This window comes from Kitasatospora sp. NPDC036993, from assembly GCF_055607525.1.
Map to the genome: position 1 here is coordinate 39,540 of NZ_JBVJRP010000013.1, position 25,236 is coordinate 64,775.

23 protein-coding genes are annotated in these 25,236 nt (G+C 73.4%); 7 read left to right on the top strand and 16 right to left on the bottom strand.

Translation table 11 applies throughout. The features are described 5' to 3' along the window. Window positions 1–63 precede the first annotated feature (63 nt). Window positions 64–435, top strand: a complete 372-nt coding sequence (locus ACZ7C5_RS26430; RefSeq protein ID WP_470323594.1) for a MazG-like family protein — start codon at window positions 64–66, stop codon at window positions 433–435. On the opposite strand, the gene ACZ7C5_RS26435 is transcribed toward ACZ7C5_RS26430, so the two are convergent. From ACZ7C5_RS26435 to ACZ7C5_RS26460, 6 genes are all read right to left on the bottom strand, one after another. Continuing rightward, a complete protein-coding gene (locus ACZ7C5_RS26435; protein ID WP_401088831.1) occupies window positions 432–1,742 on the bottom strand; it encodes a geranylgeranyl reductase family protein in 1,311 nt (436 codons plus the stop codon). The two genes, ACZ7C5_RS26430 and ACZ7C5_RS26435, sit on opposite strands and share 4 nt — an antisense overlap. A gap of 272 nt (window positions 1,743–2,014) precedes the next feature. Beyond that, window positions 2,015–2,710: a demethylmenaquinone methyltransferase gene (locus ACZ7C5_RS26440; protein WP_188301242.1), complete on the bottom strand. Its 696-nt coding sequence runs from the start codon at window positions 2,708–2,710 to the stop codon at window positions 2,015–2,017. A 139-nt stretch (window positions 2,711–2,849) separates the two neighbouring features. Continuing rightward, window positions 2,850–3,437 (bottom strand): hypothetical protein, encoded by a 588-nt coding sequence (locus ACZ7C5_RS26445; RefSeq protein ID WP_188301243.1) that lies wholly within the window; start codon window positions 3,435–3,437, stop codon window positions 2,850–2,852. Window positions 3,438–3,687: 250 nt separating this feature from the next. After that, window positions 3,688–4,413, bottom strand: coding sequence for an amidohydrolase family protein (locus tag ACZ7C5_RS26450; RefSeq protein WP_470323595.1), 726 nt, complete (start codon window positions 4,411–4,413; stop codon window positions 3,688–3,690). A 116-nt stretch (window positions 4,414–4,529) separates the two neighbouring features. Beyond that, entirely contained in the window at window positions 4,530–5,750 is a 1,221-nt protein-coding gene (gene mqnC, locus ACZ7C5_RS26455) for a cyclic dehypoxanthinyl futalosine synthase (RefSeq protein ID WP_188301245.1), read from the bottom strand. 198 nt (window positions 5,751–5,948) lie between these two features. Next, on the bottom strand, window positions 5,949–6,785 hold the full coding sequence (locus ACZ7C5_RS26460; protein ID WP_317620486.1) for a menaquinone biosynthetic enzyme MqnA/MqnD family protein: 837 nt from the start codon (window positions 6,783–6,785) through the stop codon (window positions 5,949–5,951). A 477-nt stretch (window positions 6,786–7,262) separates the two neighbouring features. On the opposite strand from ACZ7C5_RS26460, the gene ACZ7C5_RS26465 reads away from it, so the two are divergent. Beyond that, window positions 7,263–7,466, top strand: a complete 204-nt coding sequence (locus ACZ7C5_RS26465; RefSeq protein ID WP_188301247.1) for a cold-shock protein — start codon at window positions 7,263–7,265, stop codon at window positions 7,464–7,466. 340 nt (window positions 7,467–7,806) lie between these two features. Here the strand turns inward: ACZ7C5_RS26465 and ACZ7C5_RS26470 are convergent, their stop codons facing one another. Beyond that, window positions 7,807–9,150 carry a dicarboxylate/amino acid:cation symporter gene (locus ACZ7C5_RS26470; RefSeq protein ID WP_401088827.1) on the bottom strand — a complete coding sequence of 448 codons (1,344 nt, stop codon included), beginning with the start codon at window positions 9,148–9,150 and terminating at the stop codon, window positions 7,807–7,809. A 470-nt stretch (window positions 9,151–9,620) separates the two neighbouring features. Between ACZ7C5_RS26470 and ACZ7C5_RS26475 the strand changes: the two genes are divergently transcribed. Continuing rightward, window positions 9,621–10,829, top strand: coding sequence for an MFS transporter (locus tag ACZ7C5_RS26475; RefSeq protein ID WP_401088825.1), 1,209 nt, complete (start codon window positions 9,621–9,623; stop codon window positions 10,827–10,829). Between the two features lie 74 nt (window positions 10,830–10,903). Here the strand turns inward: ACZ7C5_RS26475 and ACZ7C5_RS26480 are convergent, their stop codons facing one another. The 4 genes from ACZ7C5_RS26480 to ACZ7C5_RS26495 all read right to left on the bottom strand — a co-directional run bounded on the left by ACZ7C5_RS26480 (window position 10,904) and on the right by ACZ7C5_RS26495 (window position 14,570). Next, entirely contained in the window at window positions 10,904–11,911 is a 1,008-nt protein-coding gene (locus ACZ7C5_RS26480; protein WP_401088824.1) for a LacI family DNA-binding transcriptional regulator, read from the bottom strand. A 212-nt stretch (window positions 11,912–12,123) separates the two neighbouring features. Beyond that, window positions 12,124–12,468 (bottom strand): DUF4229 domain-containing protein, encoded by a 345-nt coding sequence (locus tag ACZ7C5_RS26485; RefSeq protein WP_188301251.1) that lies wholly within the window; start codon window positions 12,466–12,468, stop codon window positions 12,124–12,126. Between the two features lie 114 nt (window positions 12,469–12,582). Further along, window positions 12,583–13,110, bottom strand: a complete 528-nt coding sequence (locus ACZ7C5_RS26490; RefSeq protein WP_188301252.1) for a GNAT family N-acetyltransferase — start codon at window positions 13,108–13,110, stop codon at window positions 12,583–12,585. 143 nt (window positions 13,111–13,253) lie between these two features. Continuing rightward, window positions 13,254–14,570, bottom strand: a complete 1,317-nt coding sequence (locus tag ACZ7C5_RS26495) for an MFS transporter (RefSeq protein WP_470323596.1) — start codon at window positions 14,568–14,570, stop codon at window positions 13,254–13,256. Between the two features lie 121 nt (window positions 14,571–14,691). Here ACZ7C5_RS26495 and ACZ7C5_RS26500 point away from each other — a divergent pair, with 121 nt between their 5' ends. Continuing rightward, window positions 14,692–15,747 (top strand): GlxA family transcriptional regulator, encoded by a 1,056-nt coding sequence (locus tag ACZ7C5_RS26500; RefSeq protein ID WP_401088819.1) that lies wholly within the window; start codon window positions 14,692–14,694, stop codon window positions 15,745–15,747. Between the two features lie 404 nt (window positions 15,748–16,151). Here ACZ7C5_RS26500 and ACZ7C5_RS26505 read toward each other — a convergent pair whose 3' ends face one another. Then, the gene (locus ACZ7C5_RS26505; protein ID WP_401088817.1) at window positions 16,152–16,625 is read right to left on the bottom strand and encodes an ATP-binding protein; all 474 of its coding nucleotides are present in this window, start codon (window positions 16,623–16,625) and stop codon (window positions 16,152–16,154) included. Between the two features lie 643 nt (window positions 16,626–17,268). Between ACZ7C5_RS26505 and ACZ7C5_RS26510 the strand changes: the two genes are divergently transcribed. After that, window positions 17,269–17,853, top strand: coding sequence for a sigma-70 family RNA polymerase sigma factor (locus ACZ7C5_RS26510; protein ID WP_470323597.1), 585 nt, complete (start codon window positions 17,269–17,271; stop codon window positions 17,851–17,853). Beyond that, on the top strand, window positions 17,850–19,070 hold the full coding sequence (locus ACZ7C5_RS26515) for an MDMPI N domain containing protein (protein WP_401088813.1): 1,221 nt from the start codon (window positions 17,850–17,852) through the stop codon (window positions 19,068–19,070). The genes ACZ7C5_RS26510 and ACZ7C5_RS26515 overlap by 4 nt, the downstream gene beginning before the upstream one ends. 55 nt (window positions 19,071–19,125) lie before the next feature. Here the strand turns inward: ACZ7C5_RS26515 and purU are convergent, their stop codons facing one another. Further along, on the bottom strand, window positions 19,126–19,992 hold the full coding sequence (purU, locus tag ACZ7C5_RS26520) for a formyltetrahydrofolate deformylase (protein ID WP_401088811.1): 867 nt from the start codon (window positions 19,990–19,992) through the stop codon (window positions 19,126–19,128). A 128-nt stretch (window positions 19,993–20,120) separates the two neighbouring features. Continuing rightward, window positions 20,121–20,555 (bottom strand): SCO4402 family protein, encoded by a 435-nt coding sequence (locus tag ACZ7C5_RS26525; protein ID WP_470323598.1) that lies wholly within the window; start codon window positions 20,553–20,555, stop codon window positions 20,121–20,123. A 254-nt stretch (window positions 20,556–20,809) separates the two neighbouring features. Here ACZ7C5_RS26525 and ACZ7C5_RS26530 point away from each other — a divergent pair, with 254 nt between their 5' ends. After that, the gene (locus ACZ7C5_RS26530) at window positions 20,810–22,105 is read left to right on the top strand and encodes an ABC transporter substrate-binding protein (protein WP_401088807.1); all 1,296 of its coding nucleotides are present in this window, start codon (window positions 20,810–20,812) and stop codon (window positions 22,103–22,105) included. 61 nt (window positions 22,106–22,166) lie between these two features. Here the strand turns inward: ACZ7C5_RS26530 and ACZ7C5_RS26535 are convergent, their stop codons facing one another. Next, window positions 22,167–23,393 carry a hypothetical protein gene (locus ACZ7C5_RS26535; protein WP_401088805.1) on the bottom strand — a complete coding sequence of 409 codons (1,227 nt, stop codon included), beginning with the start codon at window positions 23,391–23,393 and terminating at the stop codon, window positions 22,167–22,169. A 206-nt stretch (window positions 23,394–23,599) separates the two neighbouring features. Next, on the bottom strand, window positions 23,600–24,976 hold the full coding sequence (locus tag ACZ7C5_RS26540; protein ID WP_188295709.1) for a tetratricopeptide repeat protein: 1,377 nt from the start codon (window positions 24,974–24,976) through the stop codon (window positions 23,600–23,602). Window positions 24,977–25,236: the final 260 nt, after the last annotated feature.

Below are 25,236 nucleotides of genomic sequence, written 5' to 3' on the forward strand. Positions count from 1 at the left end.
CCACCGCCACTCCCGTACGGTGGCAACACCGACCACACCGCACGGGAGCAGGAGCAACGCCGCATGGACAGCCGGATCTGGGAGAGCGTCGACCACCTGGTGGCCTGGCTGGACGAGCAGGGCACCCAGTCGCCCCAGGAGGAACGCCTGCTGCGGATCCTCAAGCTCTCCGAGGAGATCGGCGAGGTCGGCGCGGCGGTGATCGGCGCCACCGGCCAGAACCCGCGCAAGGGGGTCACCCACTCCTGGGAGGACGTCCAGCACGAACTCTGCGACGTCGTCTTCGCCGCCCTCGTCGCCCTGAGGACGCTCACCCCCGACGCGGCCCGCGTCTTCGCCGAGCGCCTCACCTACGTCGAGCAGCGCTCCGCCGCCTCCCGCCGGGACCCCGACGGTCGGCAGCAGGAGACGGCGGCGACACCCGAACCCGACTAGGCGTTCGGCGCGACCTTGGCGAGGCCGTTGATCAGGCGGTCCATCGCGTCGCCGCCCTGCGGGTCGGTGAGGTTGGCGAGCAGCTTGAGGGTGAAGCGCATCAGCATCGGGTGGGTGAGGCCGCGCTGGGTGGCGATCTGCATCACCTTCGGGTTTCCGATGAGCTTCACGAAGGCGCGGCCCAGCGTGTAGTAGCCGCCGTACACGTCCTTGAGGATGCGCGGGTAGGCCTGGAGGGCGCGCTCGCGGCCGCCGTCGGTGACCCGGGCGAGGGCCTGCACGATGACCCCGGCGGCGATCTGGCCGGATTCCATCGCGTAGGCGATGCCCTCACCGTTGAACGGGTTGACCATGCCGCCGGCGTCACCGACGAGCAGCAGACCGCGGGTGTAGTGCGGCTGCCGGTTGAAGGCCATCGGCAGCGCAGCGCCGCGGATCGGCTCGGTCATGTTCTCGGGGGTGTACCCCCACTCCTCCGGCATGCTGGCGCACCAGGCCTTGAGCACCTCGCGCCAGTCCAGTTCGCCGAACGCGGGCGAGGAGTTGAGGATGCCGAGGCCGACGTTGGAGGTGCCGTCGCCCATGCCGAAGACCCAGCCGTACCCGGGCAGCAGCTTGCGCTGGCCTTCGCGGGTGTCCCACAGCTCCAGCCAGGACTCCAGGTAGTCGTCGTCGTGGCGCGGCGAGGTGAAGTAGGTGCGGTAGGCGACGCCCATCGGGCGGTCCTCGCGCCGGTGCAGGCCCATGGCGAGCGAGAGCCGGGTGGAGTTGCCGTCGGCGGCGACCACCAGCGGGGCCCGGAAGGTGACCGGCCGCTTCTCGTCGCCGAGCTTGGCGGTGACGCCGACGATCCGCCCGGTGCGCTCGTCCAGGACCGGCCCGCTGACGTTGCAGCGCTCGTAGAGCCGCGCGCCCGCCTTCTCGGCCTGGCGGGCCAGCAGCTCGTCGAAGTCGGCGCGCTTGCGGACCAGTCCGTAGTCGGGGAAGGAGGACAGCTCGGGCCAGTCCAGCTCCAGCCGGACGCCGCCGCCGATGATCCGCAGACCCTTGTTGTGCAGCCAGCCGTTCTCGGTGGAGACGTCGATGCCCATGTCCACCAGCTGCTTGGTGGCGCGCGGGGTCAGGCCGTCGCCGCACACCTTCTCGCGCGGGAAGGCGGTCTTCTCCAGCAGCAGGACGTCCAGCCCGGCCTGGGCCAGGTAGTACGCGGTGGCGGAGCCGGCCGGGCCCGCGCCGACCACGATGACGTCGGCCGTGCTCTCCACGGGGCTGTCCGGCTTCGTCAGATCGGCTGCGGTCTCGGACACGTGGACACACTCCTGGAACTGCGGCTGGGGGACGGCGGCTTTGCCTCCGGCAGTCTAGTTCCGCTCACGCCACCGGCTGCGCCCCCGCCCACCCCGACCACGGACATCCCGGCCACGGGCCCTCAGGCCCGCAGGCCACGCCTCCCCGACACGACCCCACGGCCCCACAACCCCACAGGCCCACAACCCCACAGGCCCACAACCCCTCAGGCCCGCGGGCCCCGCCCCGGCCACACGCCCCGAGGCGTGCGACCGGAACCGGCCGGGCCCGACTACGCGATCTTGTAGGCCCGGTGAAGCGACACGATCCCACCGGTCAGGTTCCGCCAGGCGACCTTCGACCAGCCGTTGTCCTGGAGCTTGGCGGCCAGCCCCGGCTGGTCCGGCCAGGCCCGGATGGACTCGGCGAGGTAGACGTACGCCTCCGGGTTGCTGCTGACGGCGGTGGCCACCGGCGGCAGCGCGCGCATCAGGTACTCGGTGTAGACCGTCCGGAACGGCGTCCAGGTCGGGGTGGAGAACTCGCAGATCACCAGCTTGCCGCCGGGCTTGGTGACCCGCAGCATCTCGCTCAGCGCCTCGTCGGTGTCCTGGACGTTGCGCAGCGCGAAGGAGATCGTCACCGAGTCGAAGGTGTCGTCCGCGAACGGCAGCCGGGTGGCGTCACCGGCGGTGAGCGCCAGCTCGGGGTGACGGTGCTTGCCCTCGGTGAGCATGCCGACCGAGAAGTCGCACGGGACGACCTGCGCCCCGGCCTCGGCGAAGGGCAGCGACGAGGTGCCGGTGCCGGCCCCGAGGTCGAGCACGAGGTCCCCCGGTCCGGCGGCCACCGTCTCGGCCACCGCCCGGCGCCAGGCGCGGGCCTGGCCGAGGGAGAGCACGTCGTTGGTGCGGTCGTACTTGGCCGCGACGTCGTCGAACATGGCGGCGACTTCGTGCGGCTGCTTGTCCAGAGAGGCTCGGGTCACGCCCCCATTGTTCACCCTCGCACGGACACCCCGACCAACGGGGCACACCGACCCATGACCGCACGCCCGGTCCGCGCCCCCGGACCGCACCCGCAGGCCACGTCCCGGGCCGCACCCGCAGGCCGCACCCGCAGGCACGTCAGTGCTGGGCGCGCCGCCCGCCCGCACGGCGGCGTCGCCGGGACCGCTTGCCCTGCGTTATCGCGGGCATCCCGTCCGCCAGCGCCCCCGTCGCCAGCGCCAGGTTGGCGGCCAGCTTCCCCTGCCCGCTGCGGACCGCGACGGCCTTGTGGTGCCGCCGGATGCGCAGTACGCAGATCACGAAGAACGCGATGGCCACCGGCACGCTGAACCGGGCCAGGCCGACGCCGACCGGCTGCGGGTAGGTGTCGCCGCAGATCCGCACCGCGCCCGGGTCGTCGGCGGCGTGCTCCAGGCAGATCGTGTCGCCGAGCCTGGCACCGTCCGCGAGCGGCAGCGCGGCCGCGGTGTGCGGCTGTCCGCCCGCCCGGTAGCTGACGGCGCTGTAGGTGCCACCGCCGGTCGGGAGCTGGGTGACGACCCCCTCGACTCTCACCGGGTGCGCTTCGATCCGGTCGGCCTGGTCGGCCTGACGCCATCCGAGCAGGCACATGCCGACGGCCAGCACGGCGCTGAGCACGGCGGCGAGGTACCAACCACGGCCCAACCGCGGGATGCGCGGCGGGGGAACGGTCGCGGTCTGCATGGTTCCTGTCCTGGCTTGCCTTCGGGGCCGGGGACACGGCCCTGCCGCCCGCGGGCACGGGCGGTGGTGTGGTGAGGGTACGGAGTGAGCTGTCCGGGATCGTATCCGCTGGCGGGCCCTCAGGTCACGACGAAGGGGCAATCACTCTCCGGTACCGGCAGCCGAGTTCGGGTGCACACGAAGGAAGTCCCGTGCGCCACAGGGGAATCCGCCTACCGGCGAGTACGCGACGCGCGACGTGACGGCCGTCTCATCGACGGCGGTACACCAACCGTCCGCCCAGCACCGTGGCCAGGCACCCGCCCGCCACCGGCTCGGTGCTCCCGTCCCCCGCGACCGCGAACACCGCGAGGTCGGCCCGGCCCCCGGCCGCCACCCGCCCGTACGAGGCCTCTTCGAACGACAGTACGGCCAGCGGATCCAGCGGCCCGGCACCCCCGCCGCCCGGCCGACCGGACACCCCCGACGCGTCAGGCACCCCGGACGCGTCAGACAGATCAGACGCATCAGAAGAACCGGAAGAACTGGAAGAACTGGAAGAACCTGGCAGCCCCACGACCCCCGACCGTGCCACCGCCGTCCGCACCGAGGCCCGCTCGAAGGGGCCGGCCACCGCCGTCACCCCGTACCCGAGCATCCGCTGCAGCCCGCGCCGCGCACTGGCCCCGCACCGCGTCTCGTCCGTGCACCCGGCCAGCCCGTCCGCGACCGGCTCGACACCGACCTCCTCCCGCGGGTCCGGGTGGTACGCGCGCTCCAACAGCCAGTGCCCGTACGGATTGCGCAGCCCCGGGGCGAGCACGGCGGCGCCCCAGTCCCGTACCCGCGCGCCCGGGTGCGCGACCGCCAGCTCCGCGTACGGCCCGACCGCCTCGACCAGCCCGCCACGCACGACCACCGCCCCGTCGGCGATGGACGGGGCGGTGGGATCGGCCGGGTCGGGCAGCACGAACGCCGCCCGGTGCAGAGTCAGCACAACAGCACCTTCGACTTCGACGGCAGACACCGACGGCAACACCACCAGCGCTGGCACCGGCACCGGCACCGGCACCGGCAGGAGAGGAGACGGGAGAAGGAGAGGGAGAGGCGGACTCAGTTGTCCAGGATCTTCAGCTCCGGGTGCGCCGTGCCCCCCGCCAGCGCCGTGGAGGCGATGTGCGAGGCGACCCGCGGGTCGACCGGGTCGTTGGCCGGGTCGTCCAGCACCCGCAGGTGCTCGTACGTGGTGGAGCGCTGCGCCGGGACGCGGTCGGCGGCCCGGATCAGGTGGATCAGCTCGGTGAGGTTGGAGCGGTGCTTGGCACCCGCCGCCGAGACCACGTTCTCCTCCAGCATCACGGAGCCGAGGTCGTCCGCGCCGTAGTGCAGCGACAGCTGGCCCGCCTCCTTGCCGGTGGTGAGCCAGGAGCCCTGGATGTGGGCGATGTTGTCGAGGAACAGGCGGGCGATCGCGATCATCCGCAGGTACTCGAAGACGGTGGCCTGGGTCGAGCCCTTGAGGTGGTTGTTCTGCGGCTGGTAGGTGTACGGGATGAAGGCCCGGAAGCCGCCGGTGCGGTCCTGCACGTCGCGGATCATCCGCAGGTGCTCGATCCGCTCGGCGTTGGTCTCGCCGGTGCCCATCAGCATGGTGGAGGTGGACTCCACGCCGAGGCCGTGGGCGACCTCCATGATCTCCAGCCAGCGCTCGCCGGACTCCTTCAGCGGGGCGATCGCCTTGCGCGGGCGCTCCGGCAGCAGCTCGGCGCCGGCGCCGGCGAAGGAGTCCAGGCCCGCCTTGTGGATCCGGGTGACGGCCTCCTCGATGGAGACGCCCGAGATCCGCGACATGTGCTCGACCTCGGAGGCGCCCAGCGAGTGGATCACCAGCTGCGGGAACTCGGCCTTGATCGCCGAGAAGGCGCGCTCGTAGTACTCCACGCCGTAGTCCGGGTGGTGGCCGCCCTGGAACATGATCTGGGTGCCGCCCAGCTCGACCGTCTCGGCGCAGCGGCGCAGGATCTCGTCGAGCTCCCGGGACCAGCCCTTGTCGCTCTTCGGCGGCACGTAGAAGGCGCAGAACTTGCACGCCGTCACGCAGACGTTGGTGTAGTTGATGTTGCGCTCGATGATGTACGTCGCGATGTGCTCGGTACCCGCGTAGCGGCGGCGGCGCACCGTGTCGGCGGCGGCGCCGAGGGCGTGCAGCGGCGCCGAGCGGTAGAGCTCCAGCGCCTCCTCCGGAGTGATCCGGCCGCCGGCGGCGGCCCGGTCGAGCACGGCCTTCAGGTCGGTGCTGGACGCATCGAGGGTGGTCGCTGCGAGCTCGGTCACCTGGCGGCCTTCTCTCTCTCAAGTGCTACTGGGGTACGGCCGAACCAGCCTACGCCAGCACATTCCGCGCCCCGCGTCAGCCCGCTGGACCAGGTCCGGAGCCGGTCCCGGCCCGGGCCCCGGCCCGAGGCTCGGTCCCGGCCCGGACAGGCCCCGGACCGGGCAGGCGGCCCGGGCCGTCGGCCGCGGGAGCCCCGCCTACGGCCCCAGCGGCAGCGCGACCGGCTCCAGCAGCCGCACCGCGACGTCGGGGGCGAACCCGCTGTCGTGCGCGACCCGCCGGGCGAACTCGGCGACGCCGGTCAGCTGCCGCTCGCCGAGCGAGAAGTCGAGCGCCTCGCCGAAGTACCGCTCCAGCACGTCGGCCCCGAAGGTCTCCCAGCGGGCGGCCTGCTCGGCGACCTTGGCGGCCTCCACCAGCGACAGGTCGCGGGACTCCAGGAAGGCCCGGTGCACCGCGGCGGTCAGCTCCGGGGCGCGCTCGGCGAACTCGCGCCGCACCGCCCAGACCGCGAAGACGAACGGCAGGCCGGTCCATTCCTTCCACATCTCGCCGAGGTCGTGGACGGTCAGCCCGAGGTCGGCGGCCTGGCCGAGGTAGGCGCGCAGCGCCGGGTCGCCGATCAGGACGGCGGCGTCGGCCTCGGCGAGCATCGCGCTGAGGTCGGGCGGACAGCTGAAGTACTCCGGGCGCACGCCCTCGCGCTCCTCCAGGAGCAGCCGGGCGAGCCGGACGGAGGTGCGGCTGGTGGAGCCGAGGGCGACCCGGCGCCCGTCGAGGTCGGCGAGCGGCACCTTGCTCACGATCAGGCAGGACATCACCGGGCCGTCGCTGCCGACCGCGATGTCCGGCAGGACCAGCAGGTCGTCCGCGTTGCGCAGGTACTCCACGCAGGTGATGGGGCCGATGTCCAGGGCGCCGTCGACGAGCTGGTCGCTCAGCTTCTCCGGGGTGTCCTTGGTGAGGTCCAGATCGAGCAGGTTGCCGGTCCTGGCGAGCCCCCAGTAGAGGGGGACGCAGTTCAGGAACTGGATGTGGCCGACCCGCGGCCTGACCGGGGTGTCCGCCGGCCCGGCCGGTCCGTTCCCCTGGGGCTCCCGCGTCCGCGCGTCCGGTGTTGGTGCTTCCGGTGCTGCCACTGCGCCGCTCCCTTGCTGTTCGTACCTCCCCGCAGCGTATGCCTGCTGTTCCCGGTGGTTCGCACCGGCCACCCGACACGCCCTCACGCGTCCGGGACCGGCCTTTCCACACCCGCTTCCGCCCTTACGACACGCGGCTTCCACGCCTCAAGTGACCTCTGGTCGTCACAGCTGCCGCATGCTAGCGTTGCCCTCAGTTGCAGTTTGATTCCCCTTGCAGTACTTGAAGCCTGCGGAGCATGTAACCGCAGGCTTTTTGTAGTTTTTCAGCAATATCGAAAAATTTCGGACTCGTCCGGAGGCAGGGCGATCAGCGCAGCGGACCGGGTGTCACACAGTGTGGCCCCCGACACGCATCGCAAGGAGAACGGCATGGCTCAGGGAACCGTCAAGTGGTTCAACGCTGAGAAGGGCTTCGGCTTCATCGCCCAGGATGGCGGCGGCCCCGACGTCTTCGTTCACTACTCCGCCATCAACGCGAACGGCTTCCGTTCGCTGGAGGAGAACCAGACGGTCACCTTCGACGTCACCCAGGGCCCGAAGGGCCCGCAGGCGGAGAACGTCACCGCTGTCTGACCATCCTCTGATGATCTGATCGCTCGGGACCCGACCGGGTCCGTCGGCGGCTCCCGACAGCCGCCACCATGAGCACAGGAGCAGTACCCAAGGGGGCCCGCCCATCCGGCGGGCCCCCTGCCTTTTCGAAAGCCGTGCCGGAACGTGAGCCCGCCCGGAACGTGAACCCGGGGCATGAGCCCGGGGCATGAGCCCGGGCATGAACCCGGGCCTGAGTCCGAAACATGAGTTCGGACACGGATTAAAGGAAATGCGGAAAGGGCCCCTCCCGTCACCGGGAGAGGCCCTTTTCCTCATGTCGGTCGAACGCCCCCTCAGACGCGCGACCGCACGTTCACCTTCAGGCCACGGCCGGAGCCGCTCCGCCCTTCCCGCCGGCAGCCGGCTTCACGTCCTCGTCGTACAGGTCCGCGGAGGGGTTGTTGTACGCGGCGACGTCCAGGATCTTCTCCCGGGCGGCGACCACGATCGGCACGACGACCTGGCCGGCGACGTTGGTCGCGGTGCGCATCATGTCCAGGATCGGGTCGATGGCGAGCAGCAGGCCGACGCCCTCCAGCGGCAGGCCCAGGGTGGACAGGGTCAGCGTCAGCATGACGATCGCACCGGTGAGCCCCGCGGTGGCGGCCGAGCCGACCACCGAGACGAACGCGATCAGGATGTAGTCCTTGACGCCCAGCTCGATGCCGAAGACCTGGGCGACGAAGATCGCGGCGATGGCCGGGTAGATCGAGGCGCAGCCGTCCATCTTGGTGGTGGAGCCGAACGGCACCGAGAAGGACGCGTACTCGCTCGGGACGCCGAGGCGCTCGGTGACGCGGCGGGTGACCGGCAGGGTGCCGACCGAGGAGCGCGACACGAAGGCCAGCTGGATCGCGGGCCAGGCGCCCTTGAAGAAGTGCAGCGGGTTGAGCCCGGCGGCGAAGCGCAGCACCAGCGAGTAGACGACGAACATGACCAGCGCGCAGCCGAGGTAGATGTCCAGGGTCAGCGTGGCGAAGGGCTTGAGCAGGTCCCACCCGTACTTGGCGACGGACTTGCCGATCAGGCCGAGGGTGCCGAGCGGGGAGAGCCGGATGATCCACCACAGCGCGGTCTGGGTCAGCTCCAGCACGGACTCGCTGAGCTTGAGGACCGGCTCGGCCTTGGCGCCGAGCTTGATGATCGCCGCACCGACCACGACCGCCAGGAAGACGATCTGGAGCACGTTCACCTTGGCGAAGGCGTCGACGATGTTGGTCGGGAAGATGCCGGTCAGGAAGTCGATCCAGCTGCCCTTGGAGTCGAGCGCCTTCAGGCCCTCGGTCTTCAGGTTGGTGCCCTTGCCCGGGTTGGTCAGCAGGCCCAGGCCGATACCGATGCCGACCGCGATCAGCGAGGTGATCATGAACCAGAGCAGCGTGCGGGTGGCCAGCCGGGCCGCGTTGGTCACGTTGCGCAGGTTGGCGACGCTCACCACGATCGCGGTGAACACCAGCGGCGGGACGGCCAGCTTGAGCAGCTGGACGAAGATCTTGCCGATGGTCTCCAGGGTGGTGGCCAGCCAGGAGATGTCGGCGGCGCGGGCCAGGTAGCCGAGGCCGACGCCGAGCACGAGGCCGGCGACGATCTGCACCCAGAAGGGCGTCTTGCGGATGCGGGCGAGCACGGACGGCGACGAGGTCGCCTCGGGCGCTGTGGACATGGGGGAGCGTCTCCGGGGGAGGGCGTTGCTGACGGTGAGGTGTGGGGCGGAGCGGGCGGCACGGCGCGGGGCCGGACGGGAAGGGTCCGACCCCCGGTCAGGGGCGTGCCGCCGCGGTACAGCTCAGGGGAGTACAGCTCATGGCGCGACAACGGCGCGGGCTGTCCACAGCACCGGCCAGAGCACACGGGCGGGCGGCGCCGGGCAGTGGGCCCGGGCCGTTCATCCGCAGTGCGTCCGAGGCTGTCATGGCCGATACGTTAGCAGCAAAGGTTTGAGATGTTCAAAGTACTTGTTTGAGTTCACGCGGAATCCCTGCCCGCCCGGGCTGTGCCCCGAACCTGCGGTCCGGACACGAACGAAGCTGACGCACCATCAGATCGACTCGGCGACCCGATTGACCGCTGAGCAGTTATACGTATAACTTTGACGGCGTCCCCGCCCCCGCCTGCCCACTCCGGAGAACGCCGATGGGCTACCTCGCCCTGCTCCGTGCCCCGCACGTCACCCGTCTACTGCTCGGCACCCTGCTCGGCCGGCTGCCCGCCGGCATGACCGCCCTCGTCATCGCCCTCGCCCTGCGCGACGCCGGGGTGGCGTACGGACGGGTCGGGCTGGCCACCTCCGCCTACGCGATCGCCGCCGCCGTCGGCGGTCCCGTGCTCGGCCGGATCGTGGACCGCACCGGACAGCCGCGCGTCCTGATCGCCTCCGCCGTGGTGGCCGGCGGCGGGTACGCGCTGCTCGCCCTCGCCCCCGGCTCCGCGATCGCCGCGCCGGTCGGGGCCGCGATCGCCGGCCTCGCGATGCCTCCGCTGGAACCCTGCCTGCGCTCGCTCTGGCCGGACGTGGTCGAGGAGAAGCAGCTCGACACCGCGTACGCCTTCGACTCCGCGTCCCAGCAGACCCTCTACGTGGCCGGGCCGCTGGCCGTGGCCGCCATCTCCGGACTGTTCAGCCCGGTCGCCGCGCTCTGGGTGGCCGCCGGCCTCGGACTGGCCGGCGCACTGATCGTGGCCACCACCGGGCCGGCCCGGTCCTGGCGCGCCCCGGCCCAGGAGCAGTCCGCCGGACTGCTCGGACCGCTCCGCTCCCCAGGCCTGGTGCTGCTGCTGGTCGGACTGGCCGGGGCCGGTTGGGCGGTCGGCGCCCAGAACGTGCTGTTCATCGCCTACGCCGAACAGCACACCGGCGCGCTGCCGGGCGGCGGGGGCACCCTGCTGGCACTGGCGGCGCTCGGCGGCCTGCTCGGCGCGCTCGCCTACGGCGTGATCAAGTGGCGGCAGAACACCGCCACCCGCACCTGGATGATGGCCCTCGCGATGGCCGCCTGCTACCTGCCGCTGGTCGCCCTGCCCGGGCCGTACCCGATGGCCGCGCTGGCCTTCCTCTCCGGGATCATGCTGGCCCCGCTGCTGGCGGCGGCGTTCGTGCTGGTCGCCGAACTGGCGCCGACCGGCACCGTCACCGAGGCCTTCGCCTGGCTGGTGACGCTGTTCGCCACCGGCAATTCGCTGGGCTACGCCGTCTCCGGCAAGCTCGCCGAGGACTCACTGCGCCCGGTGGCGCTGTGCGCGGCCGGCGGGATCGCACTCGGCGCGCTGCTGCTGTTCGGTGCCCGGCGCTGGTTCCATCCGGCGCCGCTCGTCCCCGCCGCGCAGCCCGTCCCGGTGGGCTGACCCACCCCCACGAACGACCGCGCCCACCGGTGGTCTGGCCGGCGGGCGCGGTCTTCTCATTCACTCACGGGTGATCAGCGCTGCGAGGCCGCGCCCGCCGGCGCCGTCGAGGCGCGCAGCACCAGTGAGGTGGCCAGCGGCGCGACCGGCGCCACCCGCTCCCCGCGCAGCAGCGCCGCCAGCGCGGCCGCGCCCGCCCGGCCCAGCTCCTCGCCCGGCAGGTCGACGGTGGTCAGCGGCGGGGCGAGCAGCGCCGCCACCGCGACGTTGTCCATGCCGACCACGGACAGGTCCTCCGGGACCCGCAGCCCCAGCTCGGCGGCGGCCTGGTAGACCCCGGAGGCGACCACGTCGTCGTCGCAGATCACCGCGCGCGGCCGGTCGGCCCGCTCCAGCAGCCGGCCCGCCACCGTCCGCGCGGCCCGATGGCCGTCGTTCAGGCTCACGCCCAACTCCACGACGTCCAGGTCGAGTTCACGGACGGCCTGCTCGAAGGCGGCCTGCCGGACGCGGAAGGTGTACGCGGCGTGGCTGGAGCGCAGCCGGCCGATCCTGCGGTGGCCCAGCGCGGCCAGGTGCTCGACCGCGGCGCGCATCCCGCCGGCCACGTCGAGCTCGACGGTGGGACGCGCCCGGTCGGTGCCCGGGTCGGCGTCCAGGAAGACGGCGGGGGTGTCGGCGGGCAGCTCACCGAGCTGGCTGTCGTCCGGGGAGCAGATCAGCAGGCCGTCGAAGCGGCCGGCGGTGGCGGCCTCGGCGAGGGTGGCCCGGCCCCAGCCGGAACTGACCACGACGGCCAGGCCGTTGCGTCCGGCCTCCTCGTGGACGCCTTCCAGCACCCGGCCGAAGAACGGCCCCTGGAGGTTCGGCACGGCCAGCAGGACCATCCCGCTGCGGCCGAGCCGCAGCTGGCGGCCGGCCGCCTGGGGGCGGTAGCCGAGGCTGCGGGCGGCCTCCCTGACCCGTTCCCGGGTGGCCTCGGAGACCCGCCGGCCGGCCTCGGCGCCGGAGAAGACCAGGGAGACGGTGGCCTGGGAGACCCCGGCGAGCCGGGCCACGTCCCGTCCGGTGGGCCGGCGCACGGGGGCCGGCCAGGTGCCGGACGCCCCCTCGGCGGGAGGCGGCCCGGACGACGGACCGGACGACGGACCGGTCGGCGAACCGGTCGGCGAACCGGACGACGGTCCGGAGGGCAGCTCGGCGGGCGGTTCCGAAGGCGGCTCGGACGGCGCGGAGTCTCGGGTGGCGGGCACGGCGGCTGGAGTCGGCGCTGGTGTCGGCGGTGGTACCGGGCTCAGCTCTGGCCGGCGGCGGCCGCGCGGGCGGCGTCGTCGGCGGCGTCCTCCTCGGCGTTCTGGGTGGCGATCCGCTCGGCGGTGCGGTTGCGCATCCCGGAGACCTTGCCGCTGATCTGGGCGGACATCTCGTCGCGCTGCCTGCCCAGCAGCGCGTAGCTGAGCGGCGCGGAGGCGAACGCGGCCAGCAGGAACAGGAAGATCACGCCGGCGTCGCCGCTGACCGGGATGATCCCGAAGTGCCCGAGCAGCAGGGCCACCAGCAGGCAGCCGAGGAAGATGCTGACCCGCAGCGAGGTGTAGCGGAGCGTGGCGTGCGACTTCTCCGGGCCGTTGCTGGGCACTGGACACTTCCTTCTTCGTTGCGCCGGGGCGGGTTCTCCAGTCAAGCATGCCTGACGGCCGGGGCGGGGCACGGGGCACCGGATCCGGCCCGCCCCGCCCGTCCGGGGCCGTCGTCAGCGCAGGTCGAGCCACATGGTGATGTCGTCCCGGTCGTCCCCCGGGGCGACCCGGATCGCGGCCGGCACCCGGCCGACCTCCCGGTAGCCGCTGCGGGCGTAGAACCGCTCCAGCCCCTGGCCGCCGCGCGCGGTGAGCCGCAGCGACTCCAGGCCCCACTCCCGCGCCACCCGCTCGGCCTCGGCGAGCAGCCGGGCACCGTGGCCGTGGCCCTGGAAGTCGGGGTGCACCATGACCCGCTTGAGCATGCGCCAGTGCTCCATCAGGCCGAAGCGCATCGACTCGAAGAACAGCACGCCGACCAGTCGGCCCGTCCCGCTCTCGTGGGCGACCAGCAGCCGGTCCGGGCCGTCCGGCTCGACCCCGGCGAACTGGTGGTCGGCGGTGTCCCAGACCTCCTCCTCGGTGACCGGTGCCACGAACCCGACCGCACCGCCGGCGTTGGTGACGTCGGCCCACAGCCGGACGACGTCCGTCCGCAGGTCGGGGTCGAGCTTCGGGTCCAGGGTGAAGATGAGCGCCATGGGGCGGAGCCTAGGGCGTGTCTGACAATTCCCGCCGGGTGCGCGACGCCAATTGTCAGACACGCCCAGGACCTCCGGTACGACGGCCCCTCCGGAAGCCCCGGGACCGCGCTCCCGTGACGGCCGCCCCGGCTGTGCCGCCGTCACCGGAGCGCCGGCGCCGGCCCCTCGGAACGCGCGGTCCGCAGCGCCAGGCAGAGCCCGACCGCGACCGCGCACAGCGCGCCGGCGCCGTACCAGGTGACGTCGTAGTTGCCGAGCGCGTCGCGGGCCAGCCCGGCCAGCCCGGCGACGACGGCCGCGCCGATCTGGTGGGCGGCGAGCACCCAGCCGAAGACGATCGGGGCGTCCTCGCCGAAGTGCCGGCGGCAGAGCGCGACGGTCGGCGGCACGGTGGCCACCCAGTCCAGGCCGTAGAAGACCACGAAGGCGAGGATCGGCGGCTGGAGCGAGCCGGCCAGCAGCTGCGGCAGCAGGAGCAGGGACAGCCCGCGCAGCCCGTAGTAGACGGTCAGCAGCAGCCGGGAGTCGACCCGGTCGGTGAGCCAGCCGCTGAAGACGGTGCCGAGCACGTCGAACACACCGATCAGGGCGAGCAGGCTCGCGGCGGTGGTGACCGGCATGCCGTGGTCGTGCGCGGCCGGGATGAAGTGGGTGCCGACCAGGCCGGCGGTGGTGGCGCCGCAGATCGCGAAGGAGCCGGCCAGCAGCCAGAACGCCCGGACCCTGGCGGCGTCCCGCAGCACCCGCAGCGAGCGGGCCAGGGCCCGGCCTCCGGCGGCCGGCGCGGGAGGGGCCTCGGTCGCGCCGTACGGGAGCAGGCCGAGGTCGGCCGGGCGCTCGCGCATCAGCAGCAGGACCGGGACGGCGACGGCACTGGCGGCGAGCGAGACCACGACCACGGCCGAGCGCCAGCCGTGCTGCTCGACCAGCCAGGCGCCGACCGGCAGGAAGACCAGGTTCCCGGCCGCTCCGGCGGCGGTGAGCACCCCCGTGACCAGGCCCTGACGGGCCTGGAACCAGCGGCCGGTGATGGTGGTGGCGAAGGCCCCGGCCATCGAGCCGCTGCCGAGGCCGACCAGCACGCCCCAGCAGAGCACCAGTTGCCAGGGCTCGCGCATCAGCATGGTCAGTCCGGCGCCGACCGAGATGGTCAGCAGCGCGCAGACCACCACCAGGCGCACCCCGAACCGGTCCATCAGGGCGGCGGCGAAGGGGGCGGTGAGGCCGTAGAGGGTGAGGTTGACGGAGGTGGCGACGGAGATCGTCCCGAGCGACCAGCCGAACTCGTTGTGCAGGGCGTCCATCATCAGGCTCGGCGTGGAGCGGAAGCCGGCCGAGCCGAGCAGGACGAGCAGGGAGACGGCGGCCACCACCCAGGCGTAGTGCACCCGGGGGTGCCCGGACGGGGCGGTCGGTTCGGAGAGGGGCGTGGGGACGAGGGCGCTGCGTTCGGTCACGCGGACGAGTGTCCCGGGGCCGCCCCGGGCCGGACGAGTGGCCTGAATGACAGCTTTCGCAAGAATCGGGCCAGGGCCCGCGGTAGCCTGGCCCGGACCCACCGGCACCCGAGGGGACGACATGGCACACCTGGTCGCGGTACTCGCCCTGGAGGGCGTCATCGCCTTCGAACTCGGCATCCCCGCCCGCATCTTCGGCGGCGCCAAGGACCCGGCCGGACGGCCGCTGTACGAGGTGGCCACCTGCACCCTGGACGGACGGCCCGTCACCACCAGCGCCGACTTCCGGATCACCGTCGACCACGGCCCCGAACTGCTGGAGCGGGCCGACACGGTGCTGATCCCGGCCTCGGCCGTCTCCGCTCCGGCGGTCGCCGACACCTGCTTCACCCCGGCGCTGGCCGCCGCACTGGCCCGGATCCGGCCCGGCACCCGGCTGATGTCGATCTGCACCGGCTCCTTCGTCCTGGCCGCCGCCGGCCTGCTGGACGGCCGCCCGGCCACCACCCACTGGCGCTACACCGAGCGCTTCGCCCGGCTGTTCCCCCGGGTGCTGCTGGACCCCGACGTGCTCTACACCGACGACGGCGACGTCCTCACCTCCGGCGGGGTGGCCGCCGGGGTGGACCTGTGCCTGCACGTGGTGCGCCGCGACCACGGCAGCGCGGTGGCCAACGCGGTGGCCCGCAACTGCCTGGTGCCGCCGTGGCGCGAGGGCGGCCAGAAGCAGTACGTGGAGGCCCCCAGCCCGGTGGACTCCGGCGGCAGCGGCACCGCCGCGGTGCGCGCCTGGGCCGTGGAGCACCTGGACCGGCCGCTGGCGCTGCGGGAGCTCGCCGACCGGGCGGGGATGAGCGTACGGACCTTCACCCGGCGCTTCCGGGAGGAGACCGGCGCCAGCCCGGGGCAGTGGATCACCACCCAGCGCACCGAAAGGGCGCGGCAGTTGCTGGAGCGGACCGATCTGACGGTCGACCAGGTCGCCCGGGAGTCCGGCTTCGGCACCGCCGCCTCGCTGCGGCTGCGGCTGCGCGGCCGGCTCGACGTCGCGCCGAGCGCCTACCGGCGCACCTTCCGCGCCCTCCCGGAGCACCCCGTCGCCGCGGAGAACCCCACCGCCGGAAACCCCACCGCCGCCGAACTCCCTGCCGAACTCCCTGCCGGGCGCGCTTCCTGAGCACACCCTGGGAATCGACCTGCCGGTGGCCGGATCCCGCCGCTCCCCGGCGACGCATTGGATGGCGGCACACCGCGCGCACCCCGAGCGCAGCACGGCAAGCCGCCATCCAACCGCGGCGCGCGAGCCCTGAACCCGCGCCGCACCCTCCGCACTCGCCAAGGAGCAGGCCTCGCCCGGCTGCCGACGGTCCCCCTCGCTGGCGCGAACTTCCCTGGACAGCAACACCGCGGCGGTGGACGGACATCCCCTCGGCGTCCCCTCGCGACGGAGCGCCGCACCCAAGCGTGATCAGTCGGATACGTCACGTCAATGGGTAGTCCGAAATTCGGAATGGTTGCGTCACCTTTCGGCCGGTGATCGGCGCGGGTGTTCGACCCACCCGACGGCCGCCGCGAAAGCCGCTATTGCGCCAAAGCCGCCCAGTCGGCGTCGGCCAGCGGATCGGCCGGGCGGGCGTCGCTGCCGATCTCGCACCAGACCCGCTTGCCCGAACCGTCCGGGTACCAGCCCCAGCGCTCGCAGAGCAGCTCGACCAGCTCCAGGCCGCGCCCGTTGGTCGCGTCCTCGTCCGCGCCGGTGTGCCGCGGGGCGGGGGCGGCCCGGCTCGCGTCGGCGACCTCCACCCGCAGCGGAGCGGCCGGGCCGCCCTCCTGCGGGCCCCCGGCCACCGGCAGGCAGAGCCTCAGCACCGCCGGACAGCCGGTGTGCACCACGGCGTTGGTGACCAGCTCCGAGACCACCAGCACCACCGTCTCGGCCATCGGCGCGTCCGGGTCCACCCCGTGGTTCAACAGCCGCGAGCGCACCCACCGGCGGGCCCGGCCGACCTCGGCGGGGTCAGCCTGCACCGCCAGCTGTACCTGAAGAACCTGCACCGCTCCACCACCCGCACTCGCAGTTCGGCCATAGTCCCGATCGGGCCGGCGGCCGGCGGGCCCTCGCACGTCGCCCGGCGCCACCCGGGCCGTACCCGGGCGACCGCCCGATCCGTCCGCCCGCGCCCACTCGTCCGCGCCGTCCCGTCGGTCGGGCACCGGCCGCGACACGAATACGCCTCAGGATGGGCGGGGGCACGGACCGCAGCAAGCGCTTCGGGCATATTCCGGCGATCGGGCGACAGCGCGGTGCATACTGTCCCGCTCACTCTCGCGAGCCTCGTACCGGTGATCGTCCGGCCCGGGCCGACCCTCCGGTCCCGCAGTCGGGAACCTACCTCCGCGCGCCCCCGCCGCCCCGCCCGCCACTCGCGAACCACCCGTGCGACATATGTCCAGCGCCCTCGAACAGCGGCCTCGCCGGGCGGTCCCACCAGCCGACCGTCGCACCATCGGACGATCCGGTCCCGGGCGGACCTGCCGAGCCGTGCGGCGCGACCAAGGAGCCCGGCGGGGAGGGGTGTTCACAAGGACGCGGATCCGCGAGGAAGGGTTCCGTTCTTGCCGGAATCGGCCCCGGCGCCGCCCGGCCGCAAGATACCGTTGGGTACGCCAGCGAACCCGGTCAGGAGGGTGGTTCCCGATGGCCACCCCGGAGCAGGCCCCGCGCTGGGACGAGCAGGTGCAGCGCCGCCTCGCCCGCGGCGAGGAGACCGCGCTCGGCGAGCTCTACGACCGGCTCGCACCGATGGTGCACGGCCTGGCCGGACGGATACTGGGCGACCAGGCCGCCGCCGCCCAGCTCACCCGGGAGATATTCGCCCATGCCTGGGAGCACCCCGGGGACTTCGACCCCGACCGGGGCACGCTCCGCTCCTGGCTCGGCGCCCTGACCCACCACCGCGCGGTCGAACGGCTGCGGGCCCGGCGGGCCGCCGAACGGGCACCGGGCGCCGAGGCGGAGATCCGCGCCGTGGCCACCGCCGCGCGGGTGCAGTACGTGGTCGACTCCCTGCCCCAACCCCTGCGTGAGACCATCGCGGTGACCTACTACGACGGCCGCACCTACCGCGAGACGGCCCGCCTGCTCGGCATCAGCGAGCAGGCCGCCAAGCAGCGGATGCGGCTCGGTCTGGAGCTGCTGGCCACCGAACTGGCCGACGAACGCGCCCGCCAGGACGGCGCCGGGAACGGACACGGGAGCGGAAACGGGAGCGGGGAGACGTGAGCAGCACTGAGGAGCAGCACGACGCCCTGCGCTCGCTGCTCGGCGCGTGGGCCCTCGGCGCCTGCCAGGACCGCGAGGCCCGCGAGTTGGAGCAGCACCTGCACGACTGCCGGGAGTGCGCCGAGGAGGCGGCCCGGCTGCGCGAGGCGGCCGGCTGGCTCTCCCTGGACGAGCCGCTGGACCAGCCCGGTTCGCTGCGCCAGCAGGTGCTCGACTGGTGCCTGACCCGCCGTCCCGCCGAACTGCCCGTCCCCGCCTGGGGCATGCCGTACACGGCGGAGACCGCCAAGCTCGACGCGCTGCTGCGCGACCTCGGCCCCGAGGAGTGGCACGAGGTGGCCGAACTGCCGTGGCACGGCGGCACCGAGCGGCTGCGGCCGGCCGAGGTGCTCGGCCACCTGACCGCGGTGGACGGCTTCCTGGCGGTCGCCCTCGGCCTGCCCGACCCGGTGCCGGCCGCTCCCGGCGTGCCCGCGGCGCCGGCCGGGCGACGGGTGCCGCCGCAGGAGCCGGCCGCGGGGCCCGCGGTGCCGCGCGTCCCGCAGCAGGGCGGCCGGTACGCCGCGATCACCGCGCGCACCGCCCGGCTGATCGCCGGCCAGCGCGCGCTGGCGCCGCAGTCGGTGCGCTCCCACTGGCGGCGGCAGGCCCACGACCTGGTGCGCAGCGCCGCACTCGTCCCGCAGGGCAACACCCCGGTCGACTACGGCTTCGCGGTGCTGCCGCTGCGCGACGCCTTCGTGGACCGCGCCTTCGAGTGCTTCGTGCACGGCGAGGACGTGGCCCGGGCGGTCGCCTACCCCTACGATCCGCCGGCGCCGCAGCACCTGCGGCAGATGGTGGAGCTGGTGGTCCGGCTGCTCCCCCGGGCGCTGGCCGGGCTGCGCGCGGCGCGCCCCGAACCCGCCGGGGCGCCGGGCGCACCCGGGGACGGGGCCGGGACCGCCCGGCGGGTGCGGCTGATGGTCGACGGACCGGCGGGCGGCGAGTGGCTGATCACCCTGGACGGCGACGGCGGCAGCAGCCGGGTCCGCGCCGGCGGCGCCGAGCCGCCGCCGGGACCCGAGCCGGTGGCCTCGATGGTGCTGGACGGCCTGGAGCTGTGCCAGCTGGCCGCCGCGCACCGCGACCCGGACCGGCTGCCGGTCGGCGAGCACGGCGACCGCGCCGCGGTCCGCGAGGTGCTGCACGCGCTCCCGCTGCTCTCCCGGCCCTGAGACCCGGCCCCGGGACGCGGACCTGAGGCGCGAGCCGCGGGGCCCGGGCCCCGGTCTAGGCGAAGACGACCGTACGGGTCCCGTCCAGCAGCACCCGGTGCTCGCTGTGCCACTTGACCGCGCGGGCCAGCGCCTGGCACTCCACGTCCCGGCCGAGCGCGACCAGCTGGTCCGGGCTGACGTCGTGGGTGACCCGGGCCACCTCCTGCTCGATGATCGGGCCCTCGTCCAGGTCGGCGGTGACGTAGTGCGCGGTGGCGCCGATCAGCTTCACGCCGCGCGCGTGCGCCTGGTGGTACGGCTTGGCGCCCTTGAAGCTCGGCAGGAAGGAGTGGTGGATGTTGATCACCCGGCCGGACAGCTCGGTGCACAGCCGGTCGGAGAGCACCTGCATGTAGCGGGCCAGCACGACCAGTTCGACGTTCTCCTCGGCGACCAGGTCGAGCAGCCGCTGCTCGGCCTCGGCCTTGGTGTCCTTGGTGACCGGGATGTGGTGGAAGGGGACGCCGTAGCTCTCGGTCAGGTCCCGCAGGTCGGTGTGGTTGGAGACCACCGCGGCGATCTCCACCGGCAGGGCGCCGATCCGGGTGCGGTAGAGCAGGTCGTTCAGGCAGTGCCCGAACTTGCTGACCATGAGCACGATCCGCATCCGCTGCTCGGTCGGGTGGATCTGCCAGTCCATCCCGAAGGACGCCCCGATCGCGGCGAAACTGGCCCGCAGCTTGTCCGCGGTGACCGGCTCGGCGGCGGAGAAGTGCACCCGCATGAAGAAGAGCCCGCTGTCGCCGTCCCCGAACTGCTGGCTGTCGATGATGTTGCAGCCGGTCATGAAGAGGTAGCTGGAGACAGCGTGGACGATGCCCTGCTTGTCGGGGCAGGACAGCGTGAGGACGTACTGGGCGCTGGCCGGCTGCTGTTCCACTGGGGGTATCCGTCCTGGGTCGTGGCGTGGGTGGACGGTCCAGCGTGTCACATCCCGGACAACCGTCGCCCCGCTGCCCGTACTGCGGGACGGCCGCGACCGGCCGCCGTCCCGCCCGGCGCCGGGCCTCAGACCCGGGTGAGGATGCGCAGCACGTCCAGCGACTTGGGTGCCGCGTCCGGGTCCTCCCCGTCGCCCGCGGCCAGCGTCACGTGCGCCTCCCGGGCGGCCCGGACGGTCTCCGGCCAGCCGGGGTGGCCGAGGTAGGCGGAGGCGGGGGCGTCCGCACCGACCTCGTGCAGCATCTGCACGGCCCGCAGCACCGCGACGTCCACCAGCGCGGCCTCGGCGGAGTCCCGGAGGATCGTGCCGATGTACTTCTCGGCGGACCAGCGGTCCAGCCAGGTGTCCTCGACCAGCCGGTACACGGCGTCGGTCACGTCCCCGTAGCCCTCCCGTCCGGTCAGCCAGGTCTCCTGCTGGAAAGCGGGGTCGGACAGCATGTGCAGCGCCGAGCGCAGTCGGGCTCGCCAGCGCCACCAGGGCAGGTCGTTGAGCGGCATGCCGCCCATCGTGCTGGAGCGGTGGCCCGGACGAGAAGGGTTTCGGGCGGACCGGTGCGAAGAATCTGTGCTGGCGGACATGGTGAACGATCGTACGTTCCCCGTCCGTTCGTACTCCACTCGCGATCTACACGCGTCCCCCGCCGGAGTTCGGCGTCCGTTCGCCGTCCGTTCGCACTTCGGCCCTCTCGGCTTGCGGCGCCGGGGCTTGGCTGTCTCCGGTGCGCCGGAGTGCGCCCAGAGAGGGAATACCGATGACCACCCGAAGGGACTCGTTCCAGGGCCGTCCCCAGCTCGGGCGACGCCGTCGCCCGATCGCAGCCGCCGCCACCGCCGCGGTGCTGCTCCCCACCCTCTTCTCGGCCTCCGCGTGCGGCGGACCGGCCGATGCCTCCACCAGCGGCAGCGAGATCGCCGTGATGACCTGGGCCCCGGCCGGCACCGGCAGCGCCGACCGGCCGGGCATGACCGCGCTCGCCTCCGCCATCAGCCAGGACGTCAACACCAAGGGCGGCCTGAACGGCCACCGGCTGCGAGTGATCACCTGCAACGAGCACAACACCGCGGACGGTGCCCGCGCCTGCGCCCAGCAGGCGGTGGACTCCAAGGTGTCCGCCGTGATCGGCTCCTACAGCCAGTGGGGCGAGGCGTTCATGCCGGTGCTGGAGCGCGCCGGCATCCCGCTGATCGGCGGCTACGGGCTCTCCCAGCCGGAGTTCTCCAGCCCGCTGTCCTACCCGGTGTCCGGCGGCATGCCCGCCCTGATCGCGGGCAACGGCCGCCAACTGGTGGACGCCGGCTGCAAGTCCGTCGCCCTGGTCCGGCCCGACACCCCGGCCGGCGACAACCTGCTCGGCTACCTGGGCACCGCGCTGCGGCCGGCCGGGATCAGGCTGACGGACGTCAAGGCTCCCGAGCAGTCCTCCGACTACAGCCCGGTGGCCCGCAAGGCGATCGGCAAGGACGAGCCGGGCAACTGCGTCACCAGCGCCCTGGCCGCCGAGCCGACCGGCAACCTGCTGGACTCCTACCGCCGGCTGAACCCGAAGAACACCCGGATCGCCTCGGTGATCGGCAGCGTCCAGCAGTCGGTGGTGGACTCCACCGGCGGCGACACCGGCCCGCTCGGCGGCGCCTACGTCACCAGCTGGTACCCGCCGGAGTCGGCGAAGATCTGGGACGGGCTGCGCGCGGTGGTGCGCACCGACACCACCGGCGGGCACCCCATCGACGTCGCCGACCCGGGCGTGCAGACCACCTGGGTCGCGTACGAGGTGTTCAGGACAGTGGTGCAGAAGCTGGCGGAGGGCGGCAAGCCGGTCACCCCGAAGGCGGTCTCCTCGATGCTGGACAGCGGCGAGGGCATCGACGTCGGGATCACCCCGCCGCTGAACTGGGGCACCACCAACATGCTGCCCAGTGGCGGCTCGCCGCGGCTGGTCAACACCTGGGTCACCTACCAGGTGGTCAGGAACGGCCGGATGACCTTGCAGCAGCCGGGCTTCGTGGACATCCGCTGGGCGCTCACCGGGGGCCGTCCGCCGGCCTGACGCGGAACGCCCGGCGGAGGGGGGACGGGCCGCGCGGCCCGTCCCCCCTCCGTCCCGTCGCTCACAGGTCGCCGTCGCTCCGGTTGGGCAGTCCACTCTGGGCTGCGATCGTGTTCCAGAGGGTGGAGGCCTGCTTCTTCGCGGTGGTCGCGGTGCCGCTGGCCTGCACGGCGTTCTTGTAGTGCGGGTTGTCCTGCTTCTTGGCGTCGCAGGAGCCCTGCGCGTCCTGCGCCCAGGCCGCGTACTCGTCGTCGGCCTGGGCCGAGGCCGTCCAGGCCGCGTTGAGCTGCTCCACCAGCTGCTGACCGCCGGGCAGCTTGTCGGTCTTCAGCTGGCCGAGCTTGCCCTGGAGCTCGCGCCGCTTGCCGGCCGCGGCGGTCAGGGCCTGCTGGGACTCGGGCAGCTTGTCGCACTTCTGCACCGAGGCGACCGCGGAGACCACCGAGCTGCGGCTGTCGCTCGCGGTGCCCAGCAGGTCCGACAGCGGCTGCGCCTGGGCCTTGACGTCCGGGTCGACGGCCGCGCCGGAGCCGCTGGCGCTCGCCTTCGCGGGGGTGGTGGCGCCGGTGCTCGCGGCGGCCACCGGGGTGGTCTTGTCGTCCTTGGCGGGCTCGTCGCCGCCCATCAGGACGGCGACCAGGATGCCGGCCGCCGCACAGCCCGCCACCACGCCGCCGATGACCAGCTTGGTGGACCGGCTTCCGCCGCGCCCGGACCCGCCCGCCCTGGTCGTGTCGTACCCCTGGTCGTATCCCTGGCCGGCGCCCTGGCCGTAGTCCTGCCCCTGCTCCGGGGCATAGCCCTGGTGGTAGTCCTGGGCCGGGTAGGCCTGCTGCGGCTGCGCGGCCTGCGGATAGGCCTGGTAGCCGGGCGCGGGCTGCTGCTGGTAGCCGGGCTGGGCCGGCGCGGGCGGGTAGCCGTACCGGGGCTGCGCCGCGGGGTGGCCGGCCGCCTGCGGGTCGCCGCCCGGGTACGGCGGCAGGTGCTGGGTCTCCGGGGCCTGGTCGGGCTGCGGAGCGCCGTACCCCGGCTGCGGAGCGCCGTACCCGGGCTGCGGAGCGCCCCACGGGGCCGGCTGGGCGGGCATGGCCTGGGTCGGCAGCGCGGGCCCGCCCTCACCGAGGTACTCCGGCTGCCCGGACGGCTGTCCCACCGGCGGCACGGCCGAGTGGCCCTGCGGCTGGCCCTGCTGCTGGCCTGGCTGCCCCTGCGGGCCGGCGGGCTCGGGGCGGAACAGGTCGTCCAGGTTGAAGTCACCGGAGTTCGGGTACGAGCGGCGCTGACTCAACGCGATTCCTCACCTGTGCAGGACCGCGCACTGACGGCGGACCACATCTCGTCGGTTCTTGGGAGCATCACAGTTCCTTGGACGTCGCGCCCACGCTACCGGTTCGCCTCGCCGGGTGACCACGTGGGCGGGACATCCGTCACGCTCCCTGCACAGACGATCCGCGGCCGCCCCGGGTCCTGGCCGGGCCCGGGCCGCCCCCGGACCTACGCCGCCTCGGCGTCCGCTCTGGCGTGGAACTCCCGGACCACCCGCTGCTCCCGGTACGGCTCCAGCCGGCGGCGGAACTCGTCCAGGTACTCCACGCCCCGGTTGGAGCGCAGCCCGCTCAGCAGCCGGACCGCCTGGGCGCCCGTCTCGCAGGCGCGTTCCAGGTCCCGCTGCTGGAGCTGGGCGGTGGCCAGCAGCACCAGGTCCACCGCGCGGCGCCGGACCCGGGTCGGCGGGTGCAGGTCGAGCGCCCGCCGGGCGTAGTGCTCGGCCTGGCCCGCCTGTTCCAGGTCCCGGTGGCAGTGGGCCAGCTCGTCCGCGAGGTAGGCGTCGTCGAAGTGGGCGATCCAGTCCGGGTCGTCCTCCGGGCGGCGCTTCTCCATCATCTCCAGGGCCCTGGCCGACACCGCCTCGCAGGAGCGGGCGTCGCCGAGCAGGGCGTGGCCGCGGGCCTCGGCGGCGTAGAACATCGCCATCGCCGTCGGGGTGGCCACCGACCGGGCGCCTTCCTGGGCGGCGCGGGCGAGTTGGGCGATCTCGCGCGGGTTGCCGAGGGTGGCGGCCAGGTGGCTCATCGAGGCGGCCAGCACGTAGCCGCCGTAGCCGCGGTCGTCGGCGGCCTGGGCGAGCCGCAGCGCCTGGATGTAGTAGCGCTGGGCGAGCCCCGGCTGCCCGGTGTCCACCGCCATGTAGCCGGCCAGTTCGGTCAACCTGGCCACCGCGGCGAAGAGTTGGCGGCCGGTCTCCTCCCGGTAGGCGCCGCCGAGCAGGCCGGAGACCACCGAGTTGAGGTAGTGCACCACCACCGGGCGCACATGGCCGCTGCCGAAGCGGTGGTCCAGGTCGACCAGCATCGCGGTGGTCGCCCTGATCGCGGCCACGTCGGTCGGACCGACCCTGGGGCCGCCGGCCCGCGCCACCACCGGGTCCGGCGGGGTGATCAGCCAGTCCCGGCTGGGCTCCACCAGCGCGGAGGCGGCGACCGTCGCCCCGGTCAGGAAGTCCCGCCGGCCGACGTCGCTGCGCCACAGCTCGCAAACCTGCTCCAGGGCGGCGCCGATGGTCGGCGCGAACTGGAGCCCGATGCCGGAGCTCAGGTTCTTGCCGTCCGCCATGCCGATCTCCTCGACCGACACGCTGCGGCCGAGCTTGCGGCCCAGGGCCTCGGCGATCACGGCCGGCGCCTGCCCGCGCGGCTGCTGCCCGCGCAGCCAGCGGGCCACCGAGGTCTTGTCGTACCGAAGGTCCAGCCCGTGCTCGGCGCCACAGAGGTTGACCCTCCTGGCCAGGCCGGCGTTGGAGCAGCTGGCCTCCTGGATCAGTTGCTGCAGACGCTCGTTGGGCTGTCGTGCGACGAGTGGTCTCGCGGCCATTGGGCTTCGCCTCCCCACACCCTCCGGCCCCGGCCGGCGGGCGACGATTCTGCTGATCTGTTGCCGACTGTCCGACCGTCCAAGGAATCTGACACCAGGTTAGCGATCAGCAACGCCAGCGGGATACCCACGGTGACGAACCGCACCCCCCTTGCGCCCTGGGAAATGCTCCCGTGCGCCCCCGCTGCGCCTGCCCTCGACCCCACCAACTCGGTCGACTAACCGGAACGGGTGACATCCCCCGGATACACCCGACCGGG